This is a genomic window from Octadecabacter dasysiphoniae (genome assembly GCF_021532615.1).
In the GTDB taxonomy this organism is placed as follows: Bacteria; Pseudomonadota; Alphaproteobacteria; order Rhodobacterales; family Rhodobacteraceae; genus Octadecabacter; species Octadecabacter dasysiphoniae.
The window spans coordinates 243,198-264,518 of record NZ_JAKGAQ010000005.1 but is presented as its reverse complement, the minus strand read 5'-3'; the positions used below and the strand labels follow the sequence as shown (position 1 = coordinate 264,518).

16 protein-coding genes are annotated in these 21,321 nt (G+C 57.2%); 4 read left to right on the top strand and 12 right to left on the bottom strand.

The genetic code is table 11. From position 1 onward, the window contains the following. Together L0664_RS17585 and L0664_RS17580 are read right to left on the bottom strand one after the other, a co-directional pair. Window positions 1-2,093, bottom strand: a 2,093-nt coding sequence (locus L0664_RS17585; protein ID WP_235227204.1) for a VCBS domain-containing protein, incomplete at its 3' end; no start/stop codon positions are given. A gap of 406 nt (window positions 2,094-2,499) precedes the next feature. Next, a complete protein-coding gene (locus L0664_RS17580) occupies window positions 2,500-4,521 on the bottom strand; it encodes a M10 family metallopeptidase C-terminal domain-containing protein (RefSeq protein ID WP_235227203.1) in 2,022 nt (673 codons plus the stop codon). A gap of 244 nt (window positions 4,522-4,765) precedes the next feature. Between L0664_RS17580 and L0664_RS17575 the strand changes: the two genes are divergently transcribed. Further along, the gene (locus L0664_RS17575; RefSeq protein ID WP_235227202.1) at window positions 4,766-4,963 is read left to right on the top strand and encodes a hypothetical protein; all 198 of its coding nucleotides are present in this window, start codon (window positions 4,766-4,768) and stop codon (window positions 4,961-4,963) included. 6 nt (window positions 4,964-4,969) lie between these two features. Here L0664_RS17575 and L0664_RS17570 read toward each other — a convergent pair whose 3' ends face one another. The 8 genes from L0664_RS17570 to L0664_RS17535 all read right to left on the bottom strand — a co-directional run bounded on the left by L0664_RS17570 (window position 4,970) and on the right by L0664_RS17535 (window position 14,092). Then, window positions 4,970-5,296: a hypothetical protein gene (locus tag L0664_RS17570; RefSeq protein ID WP_235227201.1), complete on the bottom strand. Its 327-nt coding sequence runs from the start codon at window positions 5,294-5,296 to the stop codon at window positions 4,970-4,972. Between the two features lie 5 nt (window positions 5,297-5,301). Continuing rightward, the gene (gene glpK, locus L0664_RS17565; RefSeq protein ID WP_235227200.1) at window positions 5,302-6,765 is read right to left on the bottom strand and encodes a glycerol kinase GlpK; all 1,464 of its coding nucleotides are present in this window, start codon (window positions 6,763-6,765) and stop codon (window positions 5,302-5,304) included. Then, the gene (locus tag L0664_RS17560) at window positions 6,762-7,508 is read right to left on the bottom strand and encodes an RlmE family RNA methyltransferase (RefSeq protein ID WP_235227199.1); all 747 of its coding nucleotides are present in this window, start codon (window positions 7,506-7,508) and stop codon (window positions 6,762-6,764) included. Before L0664_RS17560 ends, glpK begins: the two co-directional genes overlap by 4 nt. A gap of 47 nt (window positions 7,509-7,555) precedes the next feature. Continuing rightward, window positions 7,556-8,647: an ABC transporter ATP-binding protein gene (locus tag L0664_RS17555; protein WP_235227198.1), complete on the bottom strand. Its 1,092-nt coding sequence runs from the start codon at window positions 8,645-8,647 to the stop codon at window positions 7,556-7,558. Window positions 8,648-8,667: 20 nt separating this feature from the next. After that, window positions 8,668-10,329, bottom strand: a complete 1,662-nt coding sequence (locus L0664_RS17550) for an alpha-amylase family glycosyl hydrolase (RefSeq protein ID WP_235227197.1) — start codon at window positions 10,327-10,329, stop codon at window positions 8,668-8,670. A 12-nt stretch (window positions 10,330-10,341) separates the two neighbouring features. Then, on the bottom strand, window positions 10,342-11,604 hold the full coding sequence (locus L0664_RS17545; RefSeq protein ID WP_235227196.1) for a carbohydrate ABC transporter permease: 1,263 nt from the start codon (window positions 11,602-11,604) through the stop codon (window positions 10,342-10,344). Between the two features lie 27 nt (window positions 11,605-11,631). Then, window positions 11,632-12,642, bottom strand: coding sequence for a carbohydrate ABC transporter permease (locus L0664_RS17540; RefSeq protein WP_235227195.1), 1,011 nt, complete (start codon window positions 12,640-12,642; stop codon window positions 11,632-11,634). Window positions 12,643-12,733: 91 nt separating this feature from the next. Beyond that, window positions 12,734-14,092, bottom strand: coding sequence for an ABC transporter substrate-binding protein (locus L0664_RS17535; protein WP_235227194.1), 1,359 nt, complete (start codon window positions 14,090-14,092; stop codon window positions 12,734-12,736). 242 nt (window positions 14,093-14,334) lie between these two features. Between L0664_RS17535 and L0664_RS17530 the strand changes: the two genes are divergently transcribed. From L0664_RS17530 to L0664_RS17520, 3 genes are read left to right on the top strand one after another with little or no spacing between them, the layout of a single operon-like run. Continuing rightward, entirely contained in the window at window positions 14,335-15,375 is a 1,041-nt protein-coding gene (locus tag L0664_RS17530; protein ID WP_235227193.1) for a substrate-binding domain-containing protein, read from the top strand. Between the two features lie 13 nt (window positions 15,376-15,388). Next, window positions 15,389-16,714, top strand: coding sequence for a GH1 family beta-glucosidase (locus tag L0664_RS17525; protein WP_235227192.1), 1,326 nt, complete (start codon window positions 15,389-15,391; stop codon window positions 16,712-16,714). Window positions 16,715-16,728: 14 nt separating this feature from the next. Further along, window positions 16,729-17,709, top strand: coding sequence for a glucokinase (locus L0664_RS17520; protein ID WP_235227191.1), 981 nt, complete (start codon window positions 16,729-16,731; stop codon window positions 17,707-17,709). On the opposite strand, the gene L0664_RS17515 is transcribed toward L0664_RS17520, so the two are convergent. Together L0664_RS17515 and L0664_RS17510 are read right to left on the bottom strand one after the other, a co-directional pair. Beyond that, window positions 17,706-19,991 (bottom strand): ATP-binding protein, encoded by a 2,286-nt coding sequence (locus L0664_RS17515; RefSeq protein ID WP_418888041.1) that lies wholly within the window; start codon window positions 19,989-19,991, stop codon window positions 17,706-17,708. The genes L0664_RS17520 and L0664_RS17515 overlap by 4 nt on opposite strands. 169 nt (window positions 19,992-20,160) lie before the next feature. Further along, window positions 20,161-21,321: an RsmB/NOP family class I SAM-dependent RNA methyltransferase gene (locus tag L0664_RS17510; RefSeq protein ID WP_235227189.1), complete on the bottom strand. Its 1,161-nt coding sequence runs from the start codon at window positions 21,319-21,321 to the stop codon at window positions 20,161-20,163.

The window sequence follows — 21,321 nt, the reverse complement described above, 5'->3', positions numbered from 1 at the left end:
GCACCGGAGGACTGGCCATTCGGATCGTCTCTGAATGCCCCGACGATCAGATCATCGAGCCCGTCGCCATTCACATCTCCGGCCCCACTGACAGAGATACCAGAGACCCCCCCGTCATCCTGAGCCACACCATTGATCACAAAGCCACCAAGGCCGTCCTTGATGTCGGACAGCTCAACGGCTGTCCCGTCACTTTTACCAAAGACGACAAAACTCGCACTGGAGGCCTCGCCATTCGGATCGTCTCCACGCGCCCCAACGATCAGATCATCGAGCCCGTCGCCATTCACATCCCCCGCTCCGCTCACCGACAATCCGGCCCCGGCACTCTCTGCCACACCATTGATCACAAAGCCGCCAAGGCCACTCTCGATGTCGGACAGCTCCACGACAGCCCCGTCACTCTTGCCGAAGACCACAAAGCTGGCGCCGGAGAGACTGCCATTCGGATCATCGAGAGGCGCCCCGACGATCAGATCGTCCAAGCCGTCGCCATTCACGTCCCCGGCCCCGCTCACCGACCGGCCGGAATAGTCACTCTCCGCCACACCGTTGATCACAAAGCCGCCAAGGCCGTCCTCGATGTCGGACAGCTGCACGGCTGTTCTATCGCTCTTGCCGAAGACCACAAAACTCGCGCCGGAGTCGTTGCCATTCGGACCATCTCTGAATGCCCCAACGATCAGATCGTCCAAGCCGTCGCCATTCACATCCCCGGCCCCGCTCACCGAGTAGCCGGACCTGTCATCCTCCGACACACCATTGATGACAAAGCCGCCAAGGCCGTTCTCGATGTCGGACAAGTCCACGATCGTTCCGTCACCCTTGCCGAAGACCACAAAACTCGCGCCGGAGTCGTCGCCATTCGTATCGTCACCCGGTGCCCCGACGATCAAATCGTCGAAGCCGTCGCCATTGACATCACCAGCCCCGCTCACTGAAGTGCCCGAGACGTCACCCTCCGCCACACCATTGATCACAAAGCCGCTGGGATCCGTGCTGCTCTCCAACGCAGCGAGTTCGATCGCTTCCGCCACGCCCGTGATCGTGATGGTCACCGTCTCTTCCGTGCCATCCGTCGTTCTGACCGTGAAGCTGTCGGTCACCGTCTCACCCGCGCCTAATGCCTGAATCGCCGCTCGGGTGTTGTCAGCCGTGTACGTCCACACCCCGTCCGCATCGATGTCAAAGCTGCCGTAGGTCCCCGCCGTGCCACTCTGCGCCACAAAGCTCGCCTCACCGGCGTCGACATCCGTCACGCTCAGCACGCCCGTCGCCGTGAGGGTCACGGCTTCATCCTCGGTCACGTCACCCGTCGTGTCGCCCGCAATCACCGCCACATCATCGACCCCGGTGATCGTCACGGTCACGGTCTCAGTCGTGCCATCCAGCGTTGTGACCGTAAAGCTGTCACTTACTGTCTGGCCGTCACCAAGGCTCTGGACCTCCGTCAAAGCGTTGTCTGCCGTGTACGTCCACGCCCCGTCCGCATCGATGTCAAAGTTGCCGTAGCTGCCAACCGTGCCGCTCTGCGCCTCAAAGCGCGACTCGTCCGCGTTCGGGTCCGTCACATCCAGCTGACCAGCGGCGGTGAGCACATCATCCTCGGTCACCGCACCCGTCGTCTCGCCCGTGATCTCCGCTGGGAAATTCTCTAAAGCGTCCAAGCCACCTGTCAAAGCCGCAAGCCCTAGTCCCGTGAACACCGTCAGTCCGGTCGGAACTCCCTCGGCGACCCCAACCCCAACCGCCGCTTGCGCAATCGCCTCCGCGACATCCGCAGGCACCAGAACCGAACCATCCGCCATCACTTGAACGGATTCGGCACCTACCTGCACCTGCGCGCCGTTCTCCAGCGTAATCCGCACCGAACCATCGGCCTGAACATCGACCGATACGACACCATCAATCTCACTCAGTGCTGTCTGCGCCGCAGCCTGTGACGCAAAGGCTGGCAGCACCAAGACCAACCCCGCCAGCGACGCCGGTTTGCCAAAGGTCGCGACGTGACGGCGCACCGCCTCTGACAGAAGCTGACGCCCACGCGCGCGCGGTGTTTCACCTAGCGCATTGTCAAAATTGACGTCTTTCATACCGGTCACCCCTGCGTTCAAATATCATGAGATCAGCCAGCCATGCGGCGCACGAACAGCTGTCACGGCGCACATGCCCGTGATCGAACGCCACAAAACGCAGGTCAGCGGCACGATTGAAATATCGATCCACAGCTTTGGCCAACATCGGCAAACATTTGGCCGAAAAGGACATTGTTGCACCGTGTAGAGTTCGGCTGATTTGTGGAACAAAGCCAAACAGGCGCACGGACACTCCGTGTGGAGCGCCCCTAGTTTCCTAGACGCCCGCCTCGTTCATTTCATAGTTAACCAGCGACAGGGTTCAGTCGAACACGTCCTGTCTAGCGGCGTCATGTGTCAGATATATACGCCACCTGATCGGCGGTCCCTCCGTAGATTGACCGCCTCGCAATGCCGCGTGTCCTTAGAAATTGAAATCATTGACGTCCAGCGTTGCGATATCGATCCCTAGCAACGTGATTGTGTTACCAAGCCCGTCCGCGATGATCCCGTCTGCGTCGACCTGGCTCAGGTGATTGGTTTCCAGATCCGTGAAATCAAGGATCGCAGCGACAGCTGACAGATCGATAACTTCGCCAGATTGCGACACGTTGAAATCCGCGATGGTGTCATCGCCAAAACCGTCTTGGAACACGAAAATGTCGCCACCCGATCCGCCAAACAGGCTATCGTTGCCAAGTCCGCCATCAAGGGTATCTGCGCCGCTTTGGCCTGACAGGCGATCATCGCCGTTCAAACCCGTCAACGTATCATCGCCGCCACTGCCCCACATGTTGTTGCGCGCATTGTCGCCCGTCAGAACATCGCCAAAATCCGATCCCTTAAGGTCTTCAATCGCGAGATAGGTATCACCCGCCGCAAAACCGGTGTTGCCAGACGCATCCAACAGGTTCGCCGTCACACCTGTGGTGGCGTCGCTGTATTCCGCGCGGTCACGGCCCGTGTTGCCGTTCAGAATATCTGCGCCGTCGCCGCCCAACAGCACGTCACTGCTGTAACCGCCGATCAGCTCATCATCGCCATCACCACCAAACAGGCGGTCATTTCCGGTTTGGCCGTTCAGGCGGTCTTCGCCGTCGTTACCCCAAATGGAATCCTTGCCAATGTTTCCCCAGATCGCGTTATCCGCGTCATCGCCCGTCAAAAGATCGTCAAACTCGGACCCTTTGATCTGTTCGATATTGGTGAATGTGTCGCCCGCTGCGATGTCGGTGTTCTGGCTGACGTCCGCAAAGTTCACAGTCAAACCAACTGTCGCATCCGAATAATCAGCGCGGTCATTACCAGTCCCGCCATCCATTACATCCGCACCGGCGCCGCCAAACAGAATGTCGCTGCTGGAACCACCGGACAACGTATCATTCCCGATCCCGCCATAAAGCACATCGTTTCCGCTGCCGCCCGAAATCGTGTCCGTGCCATCAGCACCCTCGATCGTGTCGCGGCCTTTACCGCCCTCAAGATCGTTGGCCACATCGTTGCCGGTAATCGTGTCGTCGCCGTCACCACCAATGGCGTTTTCGATCACCACATCATAGGCAATCGCCACATCATCAACGCTATCAAAGCTCGAAAACGTCGCTTCAACCAGGCTCAGCGTGACAGCATTGGTTTTGGCCGATGCATCAAACGTGTCCACGCCGCCCGCGTCCCAAATGGTATCGATCGTCGTGTTGCGTTTGCCGGTGTAGGTGTCATTGCCCGCAGCGGTGCTCATGTTTGCGCCCCAGCGTTCCTGGATCGCCAGCATATCGAACAATTGCAGCCCGTCGCTGTCTTGGCCGTTGTCTGGATTGTTGGTGTAGGACAGCACCGTGTATTTGTTGCTGTCATATTCCGCCGGAAGCGTCACATCACCGCTGAACGGGTGTTTGCCTGTCAACGCGTGCATGATTTCGTGCAGGATCAGATTGTCCTGCCCCGACGCAAGCGAGATGGCGTTGTCATAGACAACAAAGTTGTCAAAATCGGTCATCGAAACAGCACCGGACCCAGAAATAGAAATGCTGTAACCGTAGCCACCAACACCCGCAGTGTTGCCCGGCAACGATACTTTGCCGACGTTCATTGTGGGGTCGGAACTGCCTGTGATTTCCTGAAAATCGACATTGGCGATGGTTTCGACGTACGCCAGCAGTTCTTCAAACCGCTGTTCTTCAGCCGCCGTGAAATTGGTCCAATCGGAAAACGTGCGCGACGCACCCGTCATATCCGCAGGCTGCGACGTGCCCGCATATTGAAATTCGAAAACATACGCACTGTCTACCGTACTGTCACCATTGAGCGGGTCAGGAACGGTGTAGGATTGGCCCCCCGACGTTGTAATTGTCAGGTCATCAATAATGGCGGCCATAGCGTCGTTTTTCGAAATCATGTCGTGGAGCTCCTGTTTGTCGCGCAGTTCATAGTTAACGAATGTGGTCATATTTCGGCCCGTTTATGATCAGGTCCTTTTCCACGCGAGATTATGGGATCGGGTATAACGCCGACAGGCACCATGGGAATAGTGTTCGTTTATATAGGCGCTTCACCGCGAGGCCCGTCAGACGCCCTGCTGCCCCATTCTCGTCCGAAATGACCCTTTGTGCGCCGCATTCCTGCTGAAGTCCGGCCATTAACCCTGTGCACAATCATCCCCAGAACGACGTATTGGTAACGGAGAGAAAACAATGCATTTTACAAACAACACAGCGACCATCGTGTCCGAAGTCCGCACATTCGTTATGGGCGAACGCAAAAACTGCGTATCTGACCGCGAATGGAAATTCCGCCTAAAGGGTTACGGCTATGATCTGCGCAACACAGAACGCGGCACAGTGCTGACGTCTTTTCCCAAAGGCATCGAAATCTGCACGCTGGACGCCTAATCCGACTTAGGGTGATCCGCAGGCGTTTGCACGAACAACACTGATTGCAGCCATCGGCACGCGATCAGGTCCGATAACGCCCCCTGTCGACACCCATTGCGACCGTTCCGGCACCGTGCAGTCGACCGACAGCACACCGTAAAAGTCGCCGGACTTGCCGCCGCCGTATACAAACACCAGGACACCACCGAAGGTGTCCGGCCCGATCACGCGGCCAGACCAGTCCTGTGTGTACACACCGCCGAGCTCTTCGGTGAAAAACGGATCCAATTCTTGTGCATCTGCCATGACCGCAGCCGTGCAAAACATCGCCGCGACAAGATGCCTGTGCATCCGCACTAGCCCCGCGTGCGCCGGATCGCGTCCTGCCACCCGCTATAACGGCGCGCTTGCGTGTCGCTGTCCATTTTCGGGGTGAATTGACGTTCCAGCGCCCATGTGGCCGCGAACTCGGCCTGCGTCGGATAGACCCCTGCACGCATCCCGGCAAGCCATGCCGCACCCAATGCCGTAGTTTCCAAAACTTTCGGGCGATCCACAGGTGCGCCAATGATGTCGGCCAGAAACTGCATCGCCCAATCAGACGCGGACATGCCGCCGTCAACGCGCAACGTGCCCTCCTCGGCACCCGACCAATCGGCATGCATCGCCTCAAGCAGATCGCGGGTCTGGAACCCGACGCTTTCCAAAGCTGCGCGCGCAAATTCCGCAGGTCCTGCATTGCGCGTCAGCCCGAAAATCGCACCCCGCGCCTCTGCATCCCAATAGGGCGCGCCAAGGCCGGTGAACGCAGGCACCAGATACAATTCAACCGACGGATCAGCCTTTTCGGCCAGCGGATGGGTATCCTGCGCCTTGGCGATAATCCCAAGCCCGTCGCGCAGCCATTGCACCACGGCCCCCGCGATAAAGATTGATCCCTCAAGCGCGTAGGTCGGTTTGCCGTCCAGCTGATAGGCAATCGTGCCCAGCAGCCGGTTCTGTGATGTCACCAGTTCATCGCCCGTGTTCAGCAGCGCAAAACAGCCCGTGCCATAGGTCGATTTCAACATCCCCGGTTCAAAACACGCCTGCCCGATGGTCGCGGCCTGCTGATCGCCCGCCACCCCAAGGATCGGCAATTCAGGGCCAAACATATCTGTGGTGCCAAAGTCGGCGGCGCAATCCAGAACCTGCGGCAACATCGACATCGGAATGCCAAAGCGTTCACAAATCGTCGCGTCCCACGCACCTTCGCGGATGTTATACAGCATCGTGCGCGCTGCATTCGTGGCGTCCGTCACGTGGCCCTTGCCGCCCGTCATCCGCCAGATCAGAAAACTGTCGACCGTGCCAAACGCAAGCTTACCCGCCTCCGCCATTTCTTGCGCGCCGTCCACGGTTTGCAAAATATACCTGACCTTGGTGGCAGAAAAATACGGGTCTGCCAAAAGCCCCGTGCGCTGTGTGATCTCGGCCTCGAACCCTTCCGCCTTCAATTCTTCGCAAAACGCGGCAGTGCGGCGGTCCTGCCAGACGATGGCATTGTGTATCGGCTTGCCTGTCTCGCGGTTCCAGATAATCGTGGTTTCACGCTGGTTGGTGATGCCAATCGCCGCGATATCATCGGCCTTGGCCACCACATCTTTGACAACCGCAACAACGCTGTCCCAAATTTCCTCAACGTCGTGTTCGACCCAGCCCGATTGCGGATAAATCTGGGTGAATTCCTTCTGGGCAACGTGGGCCACAGCCATTTTATCATCAAACAGAATTGCGCGGCTGGATGTGGTGCCTTGATCAATCGCGAGGATATGGGTCATTCTTGGTCTTCCTCTTGTGTCCCCCGAAAACCGGTGGCGACGACAAATTTCTCAGAACTGTCAGACCGCGAACTGGGCGGCTTAACATACTGAACCTTCTTGAAATTCTTCTTCAACATGCGTTGCAAATCAGCCTCGGCACCGCCTGCCAGAACCTTGGCGACAAACGTTCCGCCTTCTTCAAGCACATCAAACGCGAAATAGGCCGCCGCTTCGCACAACGCCATGATGCGGTTGTGATCCGTCTGTTTGTGCCCCGATGCAGACGCGGCCATGTCCGACATCACGACGTCGGCTTGTCCGCCCAACCAGTCCTTCACCTTCAGGTCTGCGTCGTCCTCCATAAAGTCGAGGACATGCAGCTCTGATCCGGGGATCGGTTCCATCTCTTGCAAATCGATGCCCAGGATCGTGCCAATCGCCTTGCCCTTGCGTTCACCCAGCGCGTTCACCTTCGGAACGGCCACCTGAATCCAGCCACCGGGTGCTGCACCAAGATCGACGATGCGTTTGCCCGGCGTGAGGAAATCGAACTTCTCGTTCAGCTCAAGGATTTTATAGGCCGCGCGCCCGCGATACCCGTCTGCCTTGGCCCGCACCACGTACGGATCATTCAGCTGACGTTGCAACCACATGGTTGAACCAATTTTCCGGCCCCGCGCAGATTTGACCTTAACCGTCAAATCACGCTGGCCACGACCACTGGAGTTTTTACCAGCGCGGGATGTGGGCTTTTTTACCATGCCAATCGATTACCTGTCGCATCAACGGTAGTAAAGCGCCCACCGCCCTAACGGTAATACAGGGATTGCCCGTTGTGGAAAATCTGGACCTTCTCGGGCGCGGCGGCCATGCGCACAGTATTGCCGCGCAGATCCGCGTGAATACCTGGCAATTTGCCGATGACCGCATCGTTGTTCCCGACCTTGGCGAAATACAGCAACGTCACTTCGCCCAAGGCTTCGGTGAAATTCACCTTGCCCTCAAACGCGTAATCATCGCCCGTGGTTTCGATCATGTCTTCGGGCCGGATACCGACATTCACCGTAAGGCCCTTATCCGCTGTCTGCGTCGGCACAGCAGATGTAACCAGACCGCCCCCATCAAGTTTGATGGTGGTTTGCGACCCCGTTTCAACGATTTCACCGCTGAACAGGTTCATGGCCGGTGATCCGATAAACTGCGCCACAAATTCGTTTTCAGGACGTTCATACAATTCCAGCGGCGTGCCGACCTGCGCGATGCCTTTGTTGGCCAGCACGACGATACGCGACGCCAGTGTCATGGCTTCAACCTGATCGTGGGTCACGTAGATCATCGTTGAATCCGGCATGGATTCTTTCAGCTGGGCAATCTCGATCCGTGTAGCAACGCGCAACGCCGCATCAAGGTTGGAAAGCGGTTCGTCGAACAAATACACCTTCGGGTCACGCACAATCGAACGGCCAATCGCCACACGCTGGCGTTGCCCACCCGACAGCGCCTTGGGAAGGCGATCCAGGTAGTCATCAAGCTGCAAAATCTTGGCGGCACGATCCACGGCCTCTTTGATTTCAGCGGCGGGCTTTTTGGCCAGCTTCATCGCAAAGCTCATGTTGTCGCGCACGGTCATGTGCGGATAAAGCGCGTAGGATTGAAACACCATGGCAATGCCGCGTTGCGCGGGCGGCACATCATTGACGACCTGCCCGTCAATCTGAAGCTCCCCTCCGGTGATCTTTTCCAGCCCCGCAATCATGCGCAGCAACGTGGATTTGCCACAGCCCGACGGGCCGACAAAAACAATCAGCTCCCCGGTTTTGATGTCGAGGTCGATGTTTTTCAACACATCAACCGACCCGCCATAAGTCTTTGCAACGTCCGTGAGTTTGAGATCAGCCATGTCGTGTCCCTCCCGATTATCTATGAAGTGGTCCGCGAGGCGATGAACACCTCCCACGGGCCCAAGCTTAGTGTGTCGCCCGCCGGTACACCGACCCCGCCGACAGATGCGCCAAGTGCTGTCCAATCTCCCTTTGGCAGCGCAAGGCTTGCGTTTTCATCACCCAGATTAAAGGCACAGAAAATCGCCTGACCGTCGTGGGTGCGCGTGAAATGCACGACGTCGCCTGTGGCTTTGACCCCGTCATGATCGCCCTTCGCAAGGGCCGGATTATCACGGCGCAACGCAATGGCGCGGCGGTAATGGTGGATCAGCGCATCTTCGTCGCCTTCTTGCACCGCAACGCTCATCTGGGTGTGTTCATGGCTGACCGGCAGCCATGGTTTTTCCGCACTGGAAAACCCGCCATTGGCGTTGGATGCTTCCCAAACCATAGGCGTGCGGCATCCATCACGGCCCTTAAATTCGGGCCAGAATTCAATGCCGTAGGGGTCTTGTAGATCATCAAAGGCCACGTCCGCTTCGTGCAGGCCCAGCTCTTCGCCCTGATAAATACAGGCCGATCCGCGCAGACACATCATCAGTGTCGTCATCGCCCGCAGCCCCGCAATCGGGGTTTCCCAACGGGTCGCGTGGCGTTTCACGTCGTGGTTTGAAAATGCCCAACAGGCCCAACCGTCTGCCGCGTGTTTATCGACCTCGCCCATAACGCGCGCGATTTCTGAGGCACTTGGCCGTTCGCTCGTCAGGAATTCGAAGGCATAACACATCTGCATCAAATCATTACCGGCAGTGTATTGGCCCAAAATCTCAAGCCCGCGCTGCGCATCGCCGACCTCACCAACTGCGGCGGCGTTGTAGGGTTCCATCACCGCGCGCAGCTTGCGTAAAAATTCAAGGTTTTCCGGCTGGTTCTTCGAATACTCGTGGATCTGGTGATTATACGGGTTCACGGACGGCGCGATTGTCGAATTGCGCTGGTCTTTCGGCAGTGGTGGATTGTTGCGCAACTGCTTGTCGTGCATGTAAAAATTGATCGTATCCAGACGGAACCCGTCCACACCACGATCCAGCCAGAACCCGGCCACATCCAACAACGCATCCTGCACCGCAGGTTCCCAGAAATTCAAATCCGGCTGTGATGTCAGGAAGTTATGCAGGTAGTATTGCTCCCGCTCCCCGCTCCAACGCCAGGCGGACCCGCCAAAGATCGACAACCAGTTGTTGGGCGGCGTGCCGTCGTCTTTGGCATCGGCCCAGACGTACCAATCCGCCTTGTCATTGGTGCGATCAACGCGGCTTTGTTTGAACCACGGGTGCATGTCGGATGTATGTGACAACACCAGATCGATCATGATCTTCACGCCGTGCTGATGTGCCGTGGCCACCACCGCATCAAAATCGCCCAAGGTGCCAAACATCGGATCAACATCTTTATAATTGCTGATGTCGTAGCCAAAATCCTTCATCGGGGATGTAAAGAATGGCGAAATCCAGATCGCATCCACGCCAAGGCTTGCGATGTAGGGAATGCGCTGCACAATCCCGGCAAGATCACCAACACCGTCGCCATCGCTGTCTTGATAGCTGCGCGGGTAAATCTGATAGATCACGGCACCGCGCCACCAGTCCTTGTCCTTTTCCAGACGCGCATCACCGGTCAATTGTTCCATCTTACTCATCGTGACGTATTCCTATTTAACTGAGCCGGCCAAAAGACCGCGCACCAGATATTTCTGCATTGCAAAGAAGACCAAAAGCGGCACCGCGATCGACACAAAGGCCGACGTCGCCAGAATTTCCCAATCGCCCCCACGTGTGCCGAGCAATTCAACAATCTGCTTGGTCATCACCGTGGTGTTGCCGGAACTGTCGATCAGGAACACAAGCGCAACCAACAGGTCGTTCCACGTCCACAAGAACTGGAAGATCGCAAAAGATGCGAGCGCGGGGAACGACAATGGCAGGATGATCTTGGTGAAAATCTGGAACTCTGTCGCGCCGTCCACACGGGCGTTTTCGATGATGTCGCGCGGCAGACCAACCATGTAGTTGCGCAGCAGATAAATCGCCAACGGCAGGCCGAACCCAGTATGGGCCAACCAGACACCAAAGTACCCCTTGCCCGCGATCTTATCGCCTTCGGACATGCCGAACAGATCACCAAACCAATTTGTGCCAGTCAATCGACTGCCCTCATCCACCGGTCCCATGACACTTGTGAGCAGCTCCATCGCGCCCACATGCAACGATAACAACGGGATCAGCGCCAGTTGCAACGGCACAACCAGCAGGCCAACCACAGTCGCCACCAACAACGCACGCCCCGGAAATTCCATCCACGCCAAAGCATAGGCAGCAAAAGCCGCAATCAGGATCGGGATAATCGTCGCAGGAATAACCACCGTCAGCGTGTTAAAGAACGCCTTACTCATGCCTTCTGAATTCTGCTCGTCCAGCAAAACCTGATGATAATTGTCCAAGGTAAATTCGGGCGGCACGGTCGCGTTTATGAACAATCGCTGGGCGCGCCCTGAAATCTGGTCGTCGTCGCCCTGCCACACATAACGTCCGTCTGCGTTCAGGGTCATGGTTTCACCATCGCCCAGATCGGCCGTATCACCGGGCCCATAGGCATCCAGCGCACGCGAAGACGTGCCCCAGCTGTCGATACCCACTTCTGACAACTCTTCGGTTTCAAACACCGACCCTTCGACAATAAACACCCCTGCCGATGTCTCAATCCGGTTGTCGTCAGGGTCCAACACGCGCAACTGCACGGTCTGTTCTGCGGGGAACATCGCGGACCACCAGCCAGATGCGGTGATTTGTTCGGACGTGCGGAACGACGACACAAACAACCCCAGCGTCGGGAACAACCAAAGCAACGTCAACGCAATCACTGAGATATTCAAAAGCCAGACAACCGTCGGCTTGTTTCCAGCCATACTATCCATGGTATTCTCCTGTCCAGTCGAGGGCCATCAGCGCATCTCCTTACGGGCGTTGTAGACGTTCCAGACCAGGATCGGCGTCACCAGCAACATGATGATCATCGCGCTGGCGGACCCCATGCCCCAATCAAGGGCGCGGAACAGTTTGTCGTACATGTAATTGGCCAGAACCTGTGTTTCCCACTGCCCGTTTGTCATCGCAAACACGATGTCGAACACCTTAAGCGTGGCAATCGTGATCGTCGTCCAGACCACCACAATCGTGCCCATAATCTGCGGGATCTTGATGCGGAAAAAGATCTGGAACGGGTTTGCCCCATCAATGATCGCCGCCTCAATTGTTTCTTCGGGTATACCGCGCAACGCGGCCGACAGGATCACCATGGCGAAACCGGTCTGGATCCAGATCAGCACGGCCATCAGGAAAAACGAATTCCAGAACGGGATCGTCAGCCATTGCTGCGGCTCTGCCCCGCCTGACAGCAGGTACAGATGGTTCAGGATACCGATCTGCGCCACGTCTTCGGGGCGGGCCTCATAGACCAGTTTGAAAATCACCGCCGCACCCACGAACGAAATCGCCATGGGCATGAAGATGATCGATTTTGAAACATTGCCCCAAGACAAGCGGTCCGTCAGCTGTGCCGCCAACAGGCCAAATGCCGTCGCGGACGCAGGCACCACCGTCAACCACAACACGTTGTTGCGCATGGCCTCCCAGAATTTGGGTTCGGCGAACATCTTGCCGTAGTTTTCAAAGCCCACAAAATCGCCGCGTGTCGGGCCGGATGTGCCATCCTGAAAGCTGAGGATCAGCGTCGCGACCACGGGATAGGCCAGATACAGCCCCAGCGCGACAATCGCTGGCCCAAGGAAAATCCAAGGGCGGATCATATTGGCACGGTTGATATTGCGCCCCGCATTGGGGCCTTTCGCGGGATACAGAACCTTATCAAGAAAGACGTTTGCGCCGTAGAAATAACCGACACAGCCCCCCACACCGATAATGATCGTAATCAGACCAAGCACTGCTGGATGCATAATTCCGTCCCCCAAATTTGGCTTAAATTCGACTAAAAGTCAGGTATGGCGGCCCCACGTCTTCGAAGGGCCGCCAAAGTTCGCAAGTGGATTACTTCAAGGCAGTCCAGCTGTCCTGAATGGCTGTGGTTGCGTCTTCGGCGGATGCACCACCGACGAAATCAACCATGCCTGTCCAGAACGTGCCCGCACCGATCGCGCCGGGCATCAGGTCAGATGCGTCGAAACGGAAGGTTGTGGCGTTCTGCAGGATTTCGCCCTGACCGCGCAGCGTGTCGTCCATGTATGTCGCAAGGTTCACACCGGTGTGCGGTGTCAGGAACCCTGTCTGCGCCATCATGATCTCGTGTGCGATTGGCGTCTGAAGGAACTTCATGAATTCCATCGTTGCGTCGTTCGCATCCGTAACAGCCATCAACGTACCACCGCCCAAAACAGGATTGCCGAGGTCTTTGCCAGCAAAGGATGGGAAGTAGAAGAAGTCAGCATCTGTGCCAAGCTCTGTGCCTTCTGGGAAGAACGCTGGCGCAAACGATGCCTGACGGTGCATGTAGCACTGCGCAGGGCTCGAGAACATACCACCGGGGCTGTCGCGGAAATCAGTCGTACCGACAGCACCTGCACCACCGGCAACCATGTCGTCATTCTTGGCGAACATGCCGAATGTTTCGAACGCTTCGATCACCTCAGGAGAGTTGAACGGCAGCTCGTTTGTGACCCACGCATCATATGTCTCGGGTGACTGCGTGCGCAGCATGATATCTTCGACCCAGTCCGTGCCGACCCAGCCTGTTGCCGCGCCAGACCCCATACCGATGCACCACGGTGTTTCGCCGTCTGCGATGATCTGCTCGGACAATGCGATCAGGTCTTCCATTGTTTCTGGCACATCGTAACCAGCATCCTCGAAGTTCTCAGGCACATACCAAACAAGCGATTTGACGTTCACGTTGAAGAAGAAGCCGTAGAATTCGTCATTGCCGTCTGCGTTGGCATATGTGCCCAGATCAACCCAGGATGAACCCGCTGCATAGTTGTCGCCAACCCATGCTGCCGCGTCGTCACCCAGTGGTGTCAAAAGACCTTGGGAGGCGAGGTTCGCCGCCAGACCGGGCTGTGGGAACACCGCAATGTTGGGTGGTGAACCTGCTTCGGCGTCAATCACGATCTGCTGCTCAAAGCCGTCAGATCCTGTGTATGTCGCATCCGCGCCTGTGGCTTCTTCGAAATAGGCCAGCATGGATGTGAAAATTTCTGCTTCAGGGCTCAACCATGGGCCGAACACTGTTACGGTCTGACCGCTCAGGTCAGGGGCGCCAGCCGCATAGGCGTCATACGAATCCCAGCTGAACTCGCCCTCGCCCGGTGCGAATGGCAGGTGGCCGTCAGCCTGCGCCATGCCAGCGCTCAACGCGGCTGCAGCAACACCAATATATAGTGATTTCTTCATTTTAGTCCTCCCAGACGGGACGAATCTACGCCCCCAAGTTTGCAGTTCTTTACCTCGCGCTCCTCTACCAAAGCGCTTTGGATAACTGCACAATGCTGTAAACCCCGACCAGAGTCAATGCACACCCTTGCCCCACGAAATGCTGCACCTGCACAGTAAAATAAAAGCTTTTGGCTTGATTTCTGCCAGCCAACGCGCCAATTATCTCCAAACACAAAATCCAAAGCGGTTTGAAAGTCGAAATGAACCTGAAAGAACTCTCTCGGATATTGGGCCTGTCCCAAACGACCGTCAGCCGCGCGCTGAACGGCTATCCAGAGGTGAACGAAGCCACCCGCGAAAAGGTTCTCGCGGCTGCCGCAAAACATCATTACAGCCCCAACACCCGTGCAAAGGGCCTCGCGACGGGGCGTGCAAATGCCATCGGCCACGTGATCCCGACAGCCAACCGGCACGAAATGGTGAATCCGATCTTTGGTGATTTCATCGCTGGTGCGGGCGAAGTGTATTCACAGCAAGACTTTGAAATGGTGCTGTCAATTGTCGAAGACAGCAAAGAAGAACAGGTCTACCAGAACTACAAGACCCGCGGCACAGTAGACGGCGTGGTATTGCACGGCCCCAAAATGAACGACACGCGCATCGCCATGTTGCAAGACATCGGCCTGCCCTTTGTCGTGCACGGCCGCGCATCCGGCATCACCGCCGATTACAGCTGGCTGGACGTCAACAACACCAGCGCCTTTCACCGCGCAACAGAATTCCTGACCGATCTGGGTCATCGCCGCATCGGGTTGATCAATGGCCTCGAAACCATGGATTTCGCCCACCGACGCCGCCGCGGCTACGAGGCAGGGTTGGCGGCCATCGGCATCCCCATTGATCCATCCCTGATGCGGCAGGACGAAATGACCGAAAGTTTCGGATATACATCGGCGGGCGACATGCTCGATATGGCCAACCCGCCCACGGCATTTCTTGTGTCCTCGATTATCTCTGCGCTCGGTGTGCGGCGCGCCTTGCAGGATCGCGGGCTGCAAATGGGGCGCGATGTGTCCATCGTCACCCATGATGACACGCTCAGCTATCTGGCCAACGGCGCGGATGTGCCCATTTTCACCGCCACCCGGTCCTCGGTGCGCGATGCGGGCCTTATCGTGTCACAAATGCTGATCGCGCAGATCAACGGCGACACGACAGGCCATCAACACAAACTCCTCGAAGCAGAATTGATGGTCGGGCGCTCCACCGGCCCTGCCCCCGCTTCTGCCAAAATGGCCTGACCTAAGGACGACCATGAATTTCACCCGCTCAGACTTTCCCGACGGTTTCTTGTTCGGGACCGCAACATCTGCCTATCAGATCGAAGGCCACAGCTTTGGCGGCGCAGGATCGACCCATTGGGACACCTTCGCCGCAACCCCGGGCAACGTGGTGCGCGCCGAACACGGCCAAATCGCCTGTGATCACTACCACCGCTGGGAAGAAGACCTCGACCTGATCAAAAACGCAGGCTTTGACGCCTACCGCTTTTCCACATCTTGGGCGCGGGTCATGCCCGATGGCGTCACCCCCAACCCCGAAGGCCTCGATTTTTATGACCGGCTGACAGACGGCATGTTGGACCGTGGCCTGAAACCCTGCGCGACGTTGTACCACTGGGAAATGCCGTCCGCCTTGGCAGATCGTGGCGGCTGGACAAACCCGGACGTCGCAAAATGGTTCGGCGATTTCACCCATTGCATCATGGACCGCATCGGTGACCGGATGCATTCCGTCGCCCCGATCAATGAACCATGGTGCGTCGGCTGGCTGTCCCATTTCCTTGGTGCCCACGCGCCCGGACTGCGCGACATCCGCGCAACGGCCCGCGCCATGCACCATATCCTTCTGGCCCACGGCACCGCCATCCAGACCATGCGCGCCCTTGGCATGTCCAACTTGGGCGGTGTCTTTAACTTCGAATGGTCCATGCCCGCCGATGACAGCACAGCCGCAAAAGCCGCCGCAGATTTATATGACGGCTATTACAACCGCTTCTTTATCGATGGCGTGTTCAAAGGCCGCTACCCTGATGCCGTGCTGGATGGGTTTGGGCAGCACCTCCCCTCCGGTTGGGAAAATGACTTCGCCACAATTCAATCACCGCTCGATTGGGTCGGCCTGAACTATTACACCCGCAAACTCATGGCCCCGACAAGCGGCGCATGGCCCGCCCACGCAGAAGCCGAAGGCCCGCTGCCCAAAACCCAAATGGGTTGGGAAATCTACCCGGACGGGTTGTACGAATTCCTCATGCGGACGAAAAACGAATACACAGGTGATTTGACGCTGTTTATCACCGAAAATGGAATGGCAAACGCAGACGTCTTGGCCAACGGCGCGGTCGATGACCCTGAACGCATCGCTTTTCTGAACGCGCATTTTGAGGCCGTCCGCCGCGCCATCGCCGACGGTGCCCCCGTTGACGGCTTTTTCGTTTGGTCCCTGATGGACAATTACGAATGGGCGCTGGGGTATGAAAAACGCTTTGGGTTGGTCCACGTCGATTTCGATACCTTGCAGCGCACACCCAAAGCCTCGTATCACGCGCTCAAATCCGCATTGACCCCGCGTCCATGAACAGAAAGAAATCCATGACCCATCCCGCAAACACGCTGTCCCTCGTTGCTGATATTGGCGGAACCAACACGCGCTGTGCTTTGGCGGATGGAACAACGGTCCTGCCCGACACGGTGCGCCGATATGCCAACACCGACTATTCAGGCCTAGAGGCCGTTTTGCGTCAGTACCTCAGCGATGAAGGCGATGTGGATCCGGCGGCTGCGTGCATTGCAGTGGCAGGCCCTGTGCGCGACGGGCGCGCCACCATGACCAATCTGGATTGGGCCATTGATTGTGACACGCTGGCACGCGCCACCAACGCCGAAACCGTCGCGATTTTGAATGATTTACAGGCTCAGGGCCACGCGCTGAGCTCACTCGAATCCACCTCCCTGCGGACAATCATCTCCGGTCCAACCGACGCCCCCGCAGCGGACGCCGTGCGCCTGGTGGTTGGTGTCGGCACGGGATTTAACGCAGCCCCTGTGTTTGAAACAGCCTCCGGTGAATTCGTCCCCCCCTCCGAAAGCGGGCACGCAAACCTTCCGATCCGGACAGAACAGGAGCTGCGACTTTGTAAATTCGTCTCAACGGCGCACGGATTTCCCGCGGTCGAAGACGTCTTGTCAGGCCGTGGCCTTGAAAGGGTCTATGCGTTTTTGGGTCAGGAAGCAGGTGATCCTAGGGCCGTTGCCGCCAAAGACATCATGGCCGCCTGCGCCAAAGGGGATGATCCCCGCGCATCCGAGGCAGCCGCCTTGTTTAGCCATATCCTCGGAACGGTTTGCGGTAATCTTTCGCTCATTCAGCTGCCCTTCGGGGGGGTCTACCTTGTGGGGGGCGTCGCACGGGCACTGGCACCGTACCTCACCCAATTCGGGTTTGCTGACGCGTTTCGCGACAAAGGGCGTTTTGCCGGATTTATGGCCAATTTTTCAGTTTCCGTTGTCGAAGATGACTACGCGGCCCTGATCGGATCTGCCTCACACATCGAAGCCCTTAAATCCAACTAGTGAAGCTGGCTATGGACGGTCTTCGTTAACTCGTTGAGCGAAAAAGGCTTGGGGAGGAAGACGGAATTCGGAATGCTTTTCTGGTCTTCCCCGAAAGCTTCTTCCGCATAGCCTGACACGAACACAACCTTCGTTTCGGGACGGGTTTGGAGCGCTTCCCGCACCCATGTCGGCCCGTCCTTGCCCGGCATAATGACGTCGGTCAGAAACAAATCCACCTCAAGATCCGGATCGGCCAACATCGCCAATGCGGCTTCTGCACAATCCGCTTCCAGCACTGTGAACCCCCGCAATCTCAGGGCGCGGGACGCGAATGCACGAACCGGCGCTTCGTCTTCCACCAAAAGAACAACCCCGTCACCCGAAACCGGAACAACTGGATCAATCACTTCCTTCACGTCCGAAATTTCAATCGGTGCATCATGGCTCGGGATTAGAATGCTAAAGGTCGTACCGACCCCGATCGTTGAATCGACAAAGATATATCCGCCCGTCTGCTTGATAATTCCGTAGGCCGTCGAAAGGCCCAAACCGGTGCCCTCGCCAGTTTTTTTCGACGTCCAGAAAGGTTCAAAAATCTTGCCGCGTTTGTCTTCGGGGATACCTGTGCCCGTGTCATGAACCCGCAAAACGACGTAGCTTCCCGGTGGTACTGTGACGCGGTCGCGCATCAAACCCTCTGACAGAACCGTATTCTCCGTTTCAATCCGGATACTGCCGCCATCGGGCATCGCATCACGGGCATTCACGACCAAATTCATCAAAACCTGCTCAAGCTGGCGTTTGTCTGCGCGAATGGGGCTTAGTCCGGGGTCATGATCCAGCGTCAGCGTGACCCTTTCACCCACCAAACGATTAAGAAGATGGGTGCTGTCTGACAACGTATTGCGCAAATCCAACACTTCGGGCTGGAGGTTTTGCTTACGCGAATAGGCCAACAATTGCCCGACAAGCGCTGCCGCTCTGTTCGCATTCTGATGGATCTGGACAAGATCGGCATAATCGCCGTCACCTTGATCATGGCGCAGCAATAACAGATCGCAGTGGCCCGATATGGCGGTCAGAAGATTGTTGAAATCATGCGCAACACCGCCAGCCAATTGCCCGATCGCCTGCATTTTCTGGCTTTGAACAAACTGGCGTTGAAGGTTCCTGAATTCGGTTACATCATTCAAAACCGCAATGACATGTGGGGTTGCCGCGTCACCAGCGGGGTTAAGTGACACTTGCAAGAATGTCTCTTTCGCCTCACTGACGGATTCCAGAAATTGCGGGGTCGAAACACCCTTGCCTTCAACAGTCTCAGCCAACCAATCCGCCAAAGGACGTCCCAACCCCTTAAGAAGGTCGCTGATCCGCGTCCCTTGCTCAATCTTATGGTCAAGCAACGTGCGCGCCTCATGGTTTGAGGCCAAAATCTCACCCGTCACCGCCACTTTCAGCAATGGCACCGGAAGTTCCTCAATCGCGTCCCAATCCGTGGCCGTCACCGTCCCTTCCGCGAGGCTATCCCCCGGCAGCAAATAGATTTCGCGCCGCCCACCATGGCTCGGTACTTCTGCGACGAGGCTATCGACCTCACCAGACTCGCAAAGCACTTTATGGACCTGCCCCGATACAATCGGCAGTTCTGCAAATACGCCGCTCAGGTTTTTCGCCCGCCCCCCGAGGAGCCGGCGAAACGCCTCATTCATATAAAGTACAGTTCCCGTCGGACCCGCAGTCAACATCGGCAGGCTTAGCGCATCAGCCGCGCGCGCACCGCCACCCCGATCAGACAAATCCTCAAGCCGCCAAAGATAGGTCACGTCGTCAACGGCATTCACAGACAGGCGAACATGGCCCTTGCGTGTGACGATATCTTCACGCGCACTGCCAAGGGCCTGTGCCTTGCTTTGAAGGCGGTACAAGACCGCGCCGGGGTTGGCGAACAGCTCAGTGAATGCCCGCCCGAGGGATTCAACGCCTCTGTCACGAAACCGATCACTCGCCGCTTCGTTCCGGAATTCGATCCGGCCCTCATAATCCGCCAGAAAACACGGAGAGGCATCATTATCGACTAAAGAAATAAGGGCCTGCGTCGCGAAATTCTGTTTGCGGACCTGCGCGATCTTATATAGCGCGGCAACCAGCGCAAACACCACTAAAGCCGTTCCAAACGCCAAGGCGGACAATTTCAACGTCTGATCGGCAAGAAAAAAGGACCCCAAAATGGCACCGCCACCCGGTATTGCCACCACTGCCAAAGGCAAAGATCGCCGAGATCGACCGTGCGGCGCCATAGACGGTCGAGGATCCCCGCCCAATGTTATCTGGTCGATCTGGTCTGTCACGCCCGCCTCTTTCGCTTTTGATTCGCTGGCGACAGTGAACTTCATAAACCTTAACCGGCGCTTAAATTCGCCTGTTTACACTAAGGAAGACCACCCAAAACGCAACCTCAGGTTGCTGTTAACGGCGTTTCATCACGCAAAGGTAAAAACCATCGCCGCGTGCATGCGGCATTGTCAGGTGTGATGACACCAGATCAAAGGATGAACTACGTTCTATAAACAATTGAACTCGTTCGTTGTTTTCGACCTCAAACACAGAACATGTCGCGTAGGCCAACGTGCCGCCAGCCCGCACAAGATCAACCGCAGACCCCAACACGTCATCCTGCATCGTGGTTAATTCGATCAGCCGTTCAGGCGTTAACGCCCATTTGGCAGCGGGCGTGCGCCGCCATGTGCCGCTCCCCGAACAGGGCGCATCACACAGGACCAAATCAAACGGGTCGCAGGACGCCAGCTGATCGGTCGTGACAGTGGCAATTTCAACACCTGCGCGCTCGGCCCGCGGCGCAAGGTCAACCATACGTCCTGGGTCGATATCATGGGCCGTCACGTCTGCCCCAAACGCGGCCATGGCAAGGGCCTTGCCACCACCCCCGGCGCAAAGGTCCAACACGCGCAGTCCGGCAGTCACTTTCAATGCTTCAATCGCCGCTTGCGACGACGTGTCCTGCAATTCAACAAGCCCGCCCGCATAGGCACGCGATTGCGCAACCCTTCGTTCGTTTTCAATAACATGCAAGGCAGAGCTCACGTTGGCGACAGGCTCTGTCTTGATGCCGTCTTCGGCCAAAATCTCAGCAGCCTTTTCACGCGTCACCTTGCGCAGATTGACACGCAGGAACACCCCCGCACGCGATTGAAGCGCCGTCAAAGCGGCATCCGCGTCCTCACCCAAAGACCCGTCAAAATGCGGCAACAACCATTCCGGTACATCAAGGCGTACGTCGCGCGGGGCATCTTCAATTGCGCGGCCAATTTCATCGGCGTCGCGGGGGCGTGGCGCGTGGCCTTCGCCATTGAACATGGCATCCTGCGACCCATCCGCCTGCGTCGCACCCAGCATGATCCCGCGCCCGGTGGCCGCACCACCACGCCACGCAAACGACGCGCGGCACCGCAAGGCGGAAAACACATGATCACGGATCGCGGCGCGATCCTTAGAACCCGCAAACCGATGCCCACGCCCCCAGCCTGTTAACGCTTTTTCAGGGCTGGCCCCGTCAAGGATCACATCCAGAATTTCAATCGCCGCAGCAATGCGCGCGCCCGGCGTCAC

What these genes read in the sequence shown, in the direction of transcription:
- L0664_RS17580 (WP_235227203.1), bottom strand. Translation starts at nt 4,521, where the DNA reads ATGACCACATTCGTTAACTATGAACTGCGCGACAAACAGGAGCTCCAC.
- L0664_RS17575 (WP_235227202.1), top strand. Translation starts at nt 4,766, where the DNA reads ATGCATTTTACAAACAACACAGCGACCATCGTGTCCGAAGTCCGCACA.
- L0664_RS17570 (WP_235227201.1), bottom strand. Translation starts at nt 5,296, where the DNA reads ATGCACAGGCATCTTGTCGCGGCGATGTTTTGCACGGCTGCGGTCATG.
- glpK (WP_235227200.1), bottom strand. Translation starts at nt 6,765, where the DNA reads ATGACCCATATCCTCGCGATTGATCAAGGCACCACATCCAGCCGCGCA.
- L0664_RS17560 (WP_235227199.1), bottom strand. Translation starts at nt 7,508, where the DNA reads ATGGTAAAAAAGCCCACATCCCGCGCTGGTAAAAACTCCAGTGGTCGT.
- L0664_RS17555 (WP_235227198.1), bottom strand. Translation starts at nt 8,647, where the DNA reads ATGGCTGATCTCAAACTCACGGACGTTGCAAAGACTTATGGCGGGTCG.
- L0664_RS17550 (WP_235227197.1), bottom strand. Translation starts at nt 10,329, where the DNA reads ATGAGTAAGATGGAACAATTGACCGGTGATGCGCGTCTGGAAAAGGAC.
- L0664_RS17545 (WP_235227196.1), bottom strand. Translation starts at nt 11,604, where the DNA reads ATGGATAGTATGGCTGGAAACAAGCCGACGGTTGTCTGGCTTTTGAAT.
- L0664_RS17540 (WP_235227195.1), bottom strand. Translation starts at nt 12,642, where the DNA reads ATGCATCCAGCAGTGCTTGGTCTGATTACGATCATTATCGGTGTGGGG.
- L0664_RS17535 (WP_235227194.1), bottom strand. Translation starts at nt 14,092, where the DNA reads ATGAAGAAATCACTATATATTGGTGTTGCTGCAGCCGCGTTGAGCGCT.
- L0664_RS17530 (WP_235227193.1), top strand. Translation starts at nt 14,335, where the DNA reads ATGAACCTGAAAGAACTCTCTCGGATATTGGGCCTGTCCCAAACGACC.
- L0664_RS17525 (WP_235227192.1), top strand. Translation starts at nt 15,389, where the DNA reads ATGAATTTCACCCGCTCAGACTTTCCCGACGGTTTCTTGTTCGGGACC.
- L0664_RS17520 (WP_235227191.1), top strand. Translation starts at nt 16,729, where the DNA reads ATGACCCATCCCGCAAACACGCTGTCCCTCGTTGCTGATATTGGCGGA.
- L0664_RS17515 (WP_418888041.1), bottom strand. Translation starts at nt 19,991, where the DNA reads ATGGCGCCGCACGGTCGATCTCGGCGATCTTTGCCTTTGGCAGTGGTG.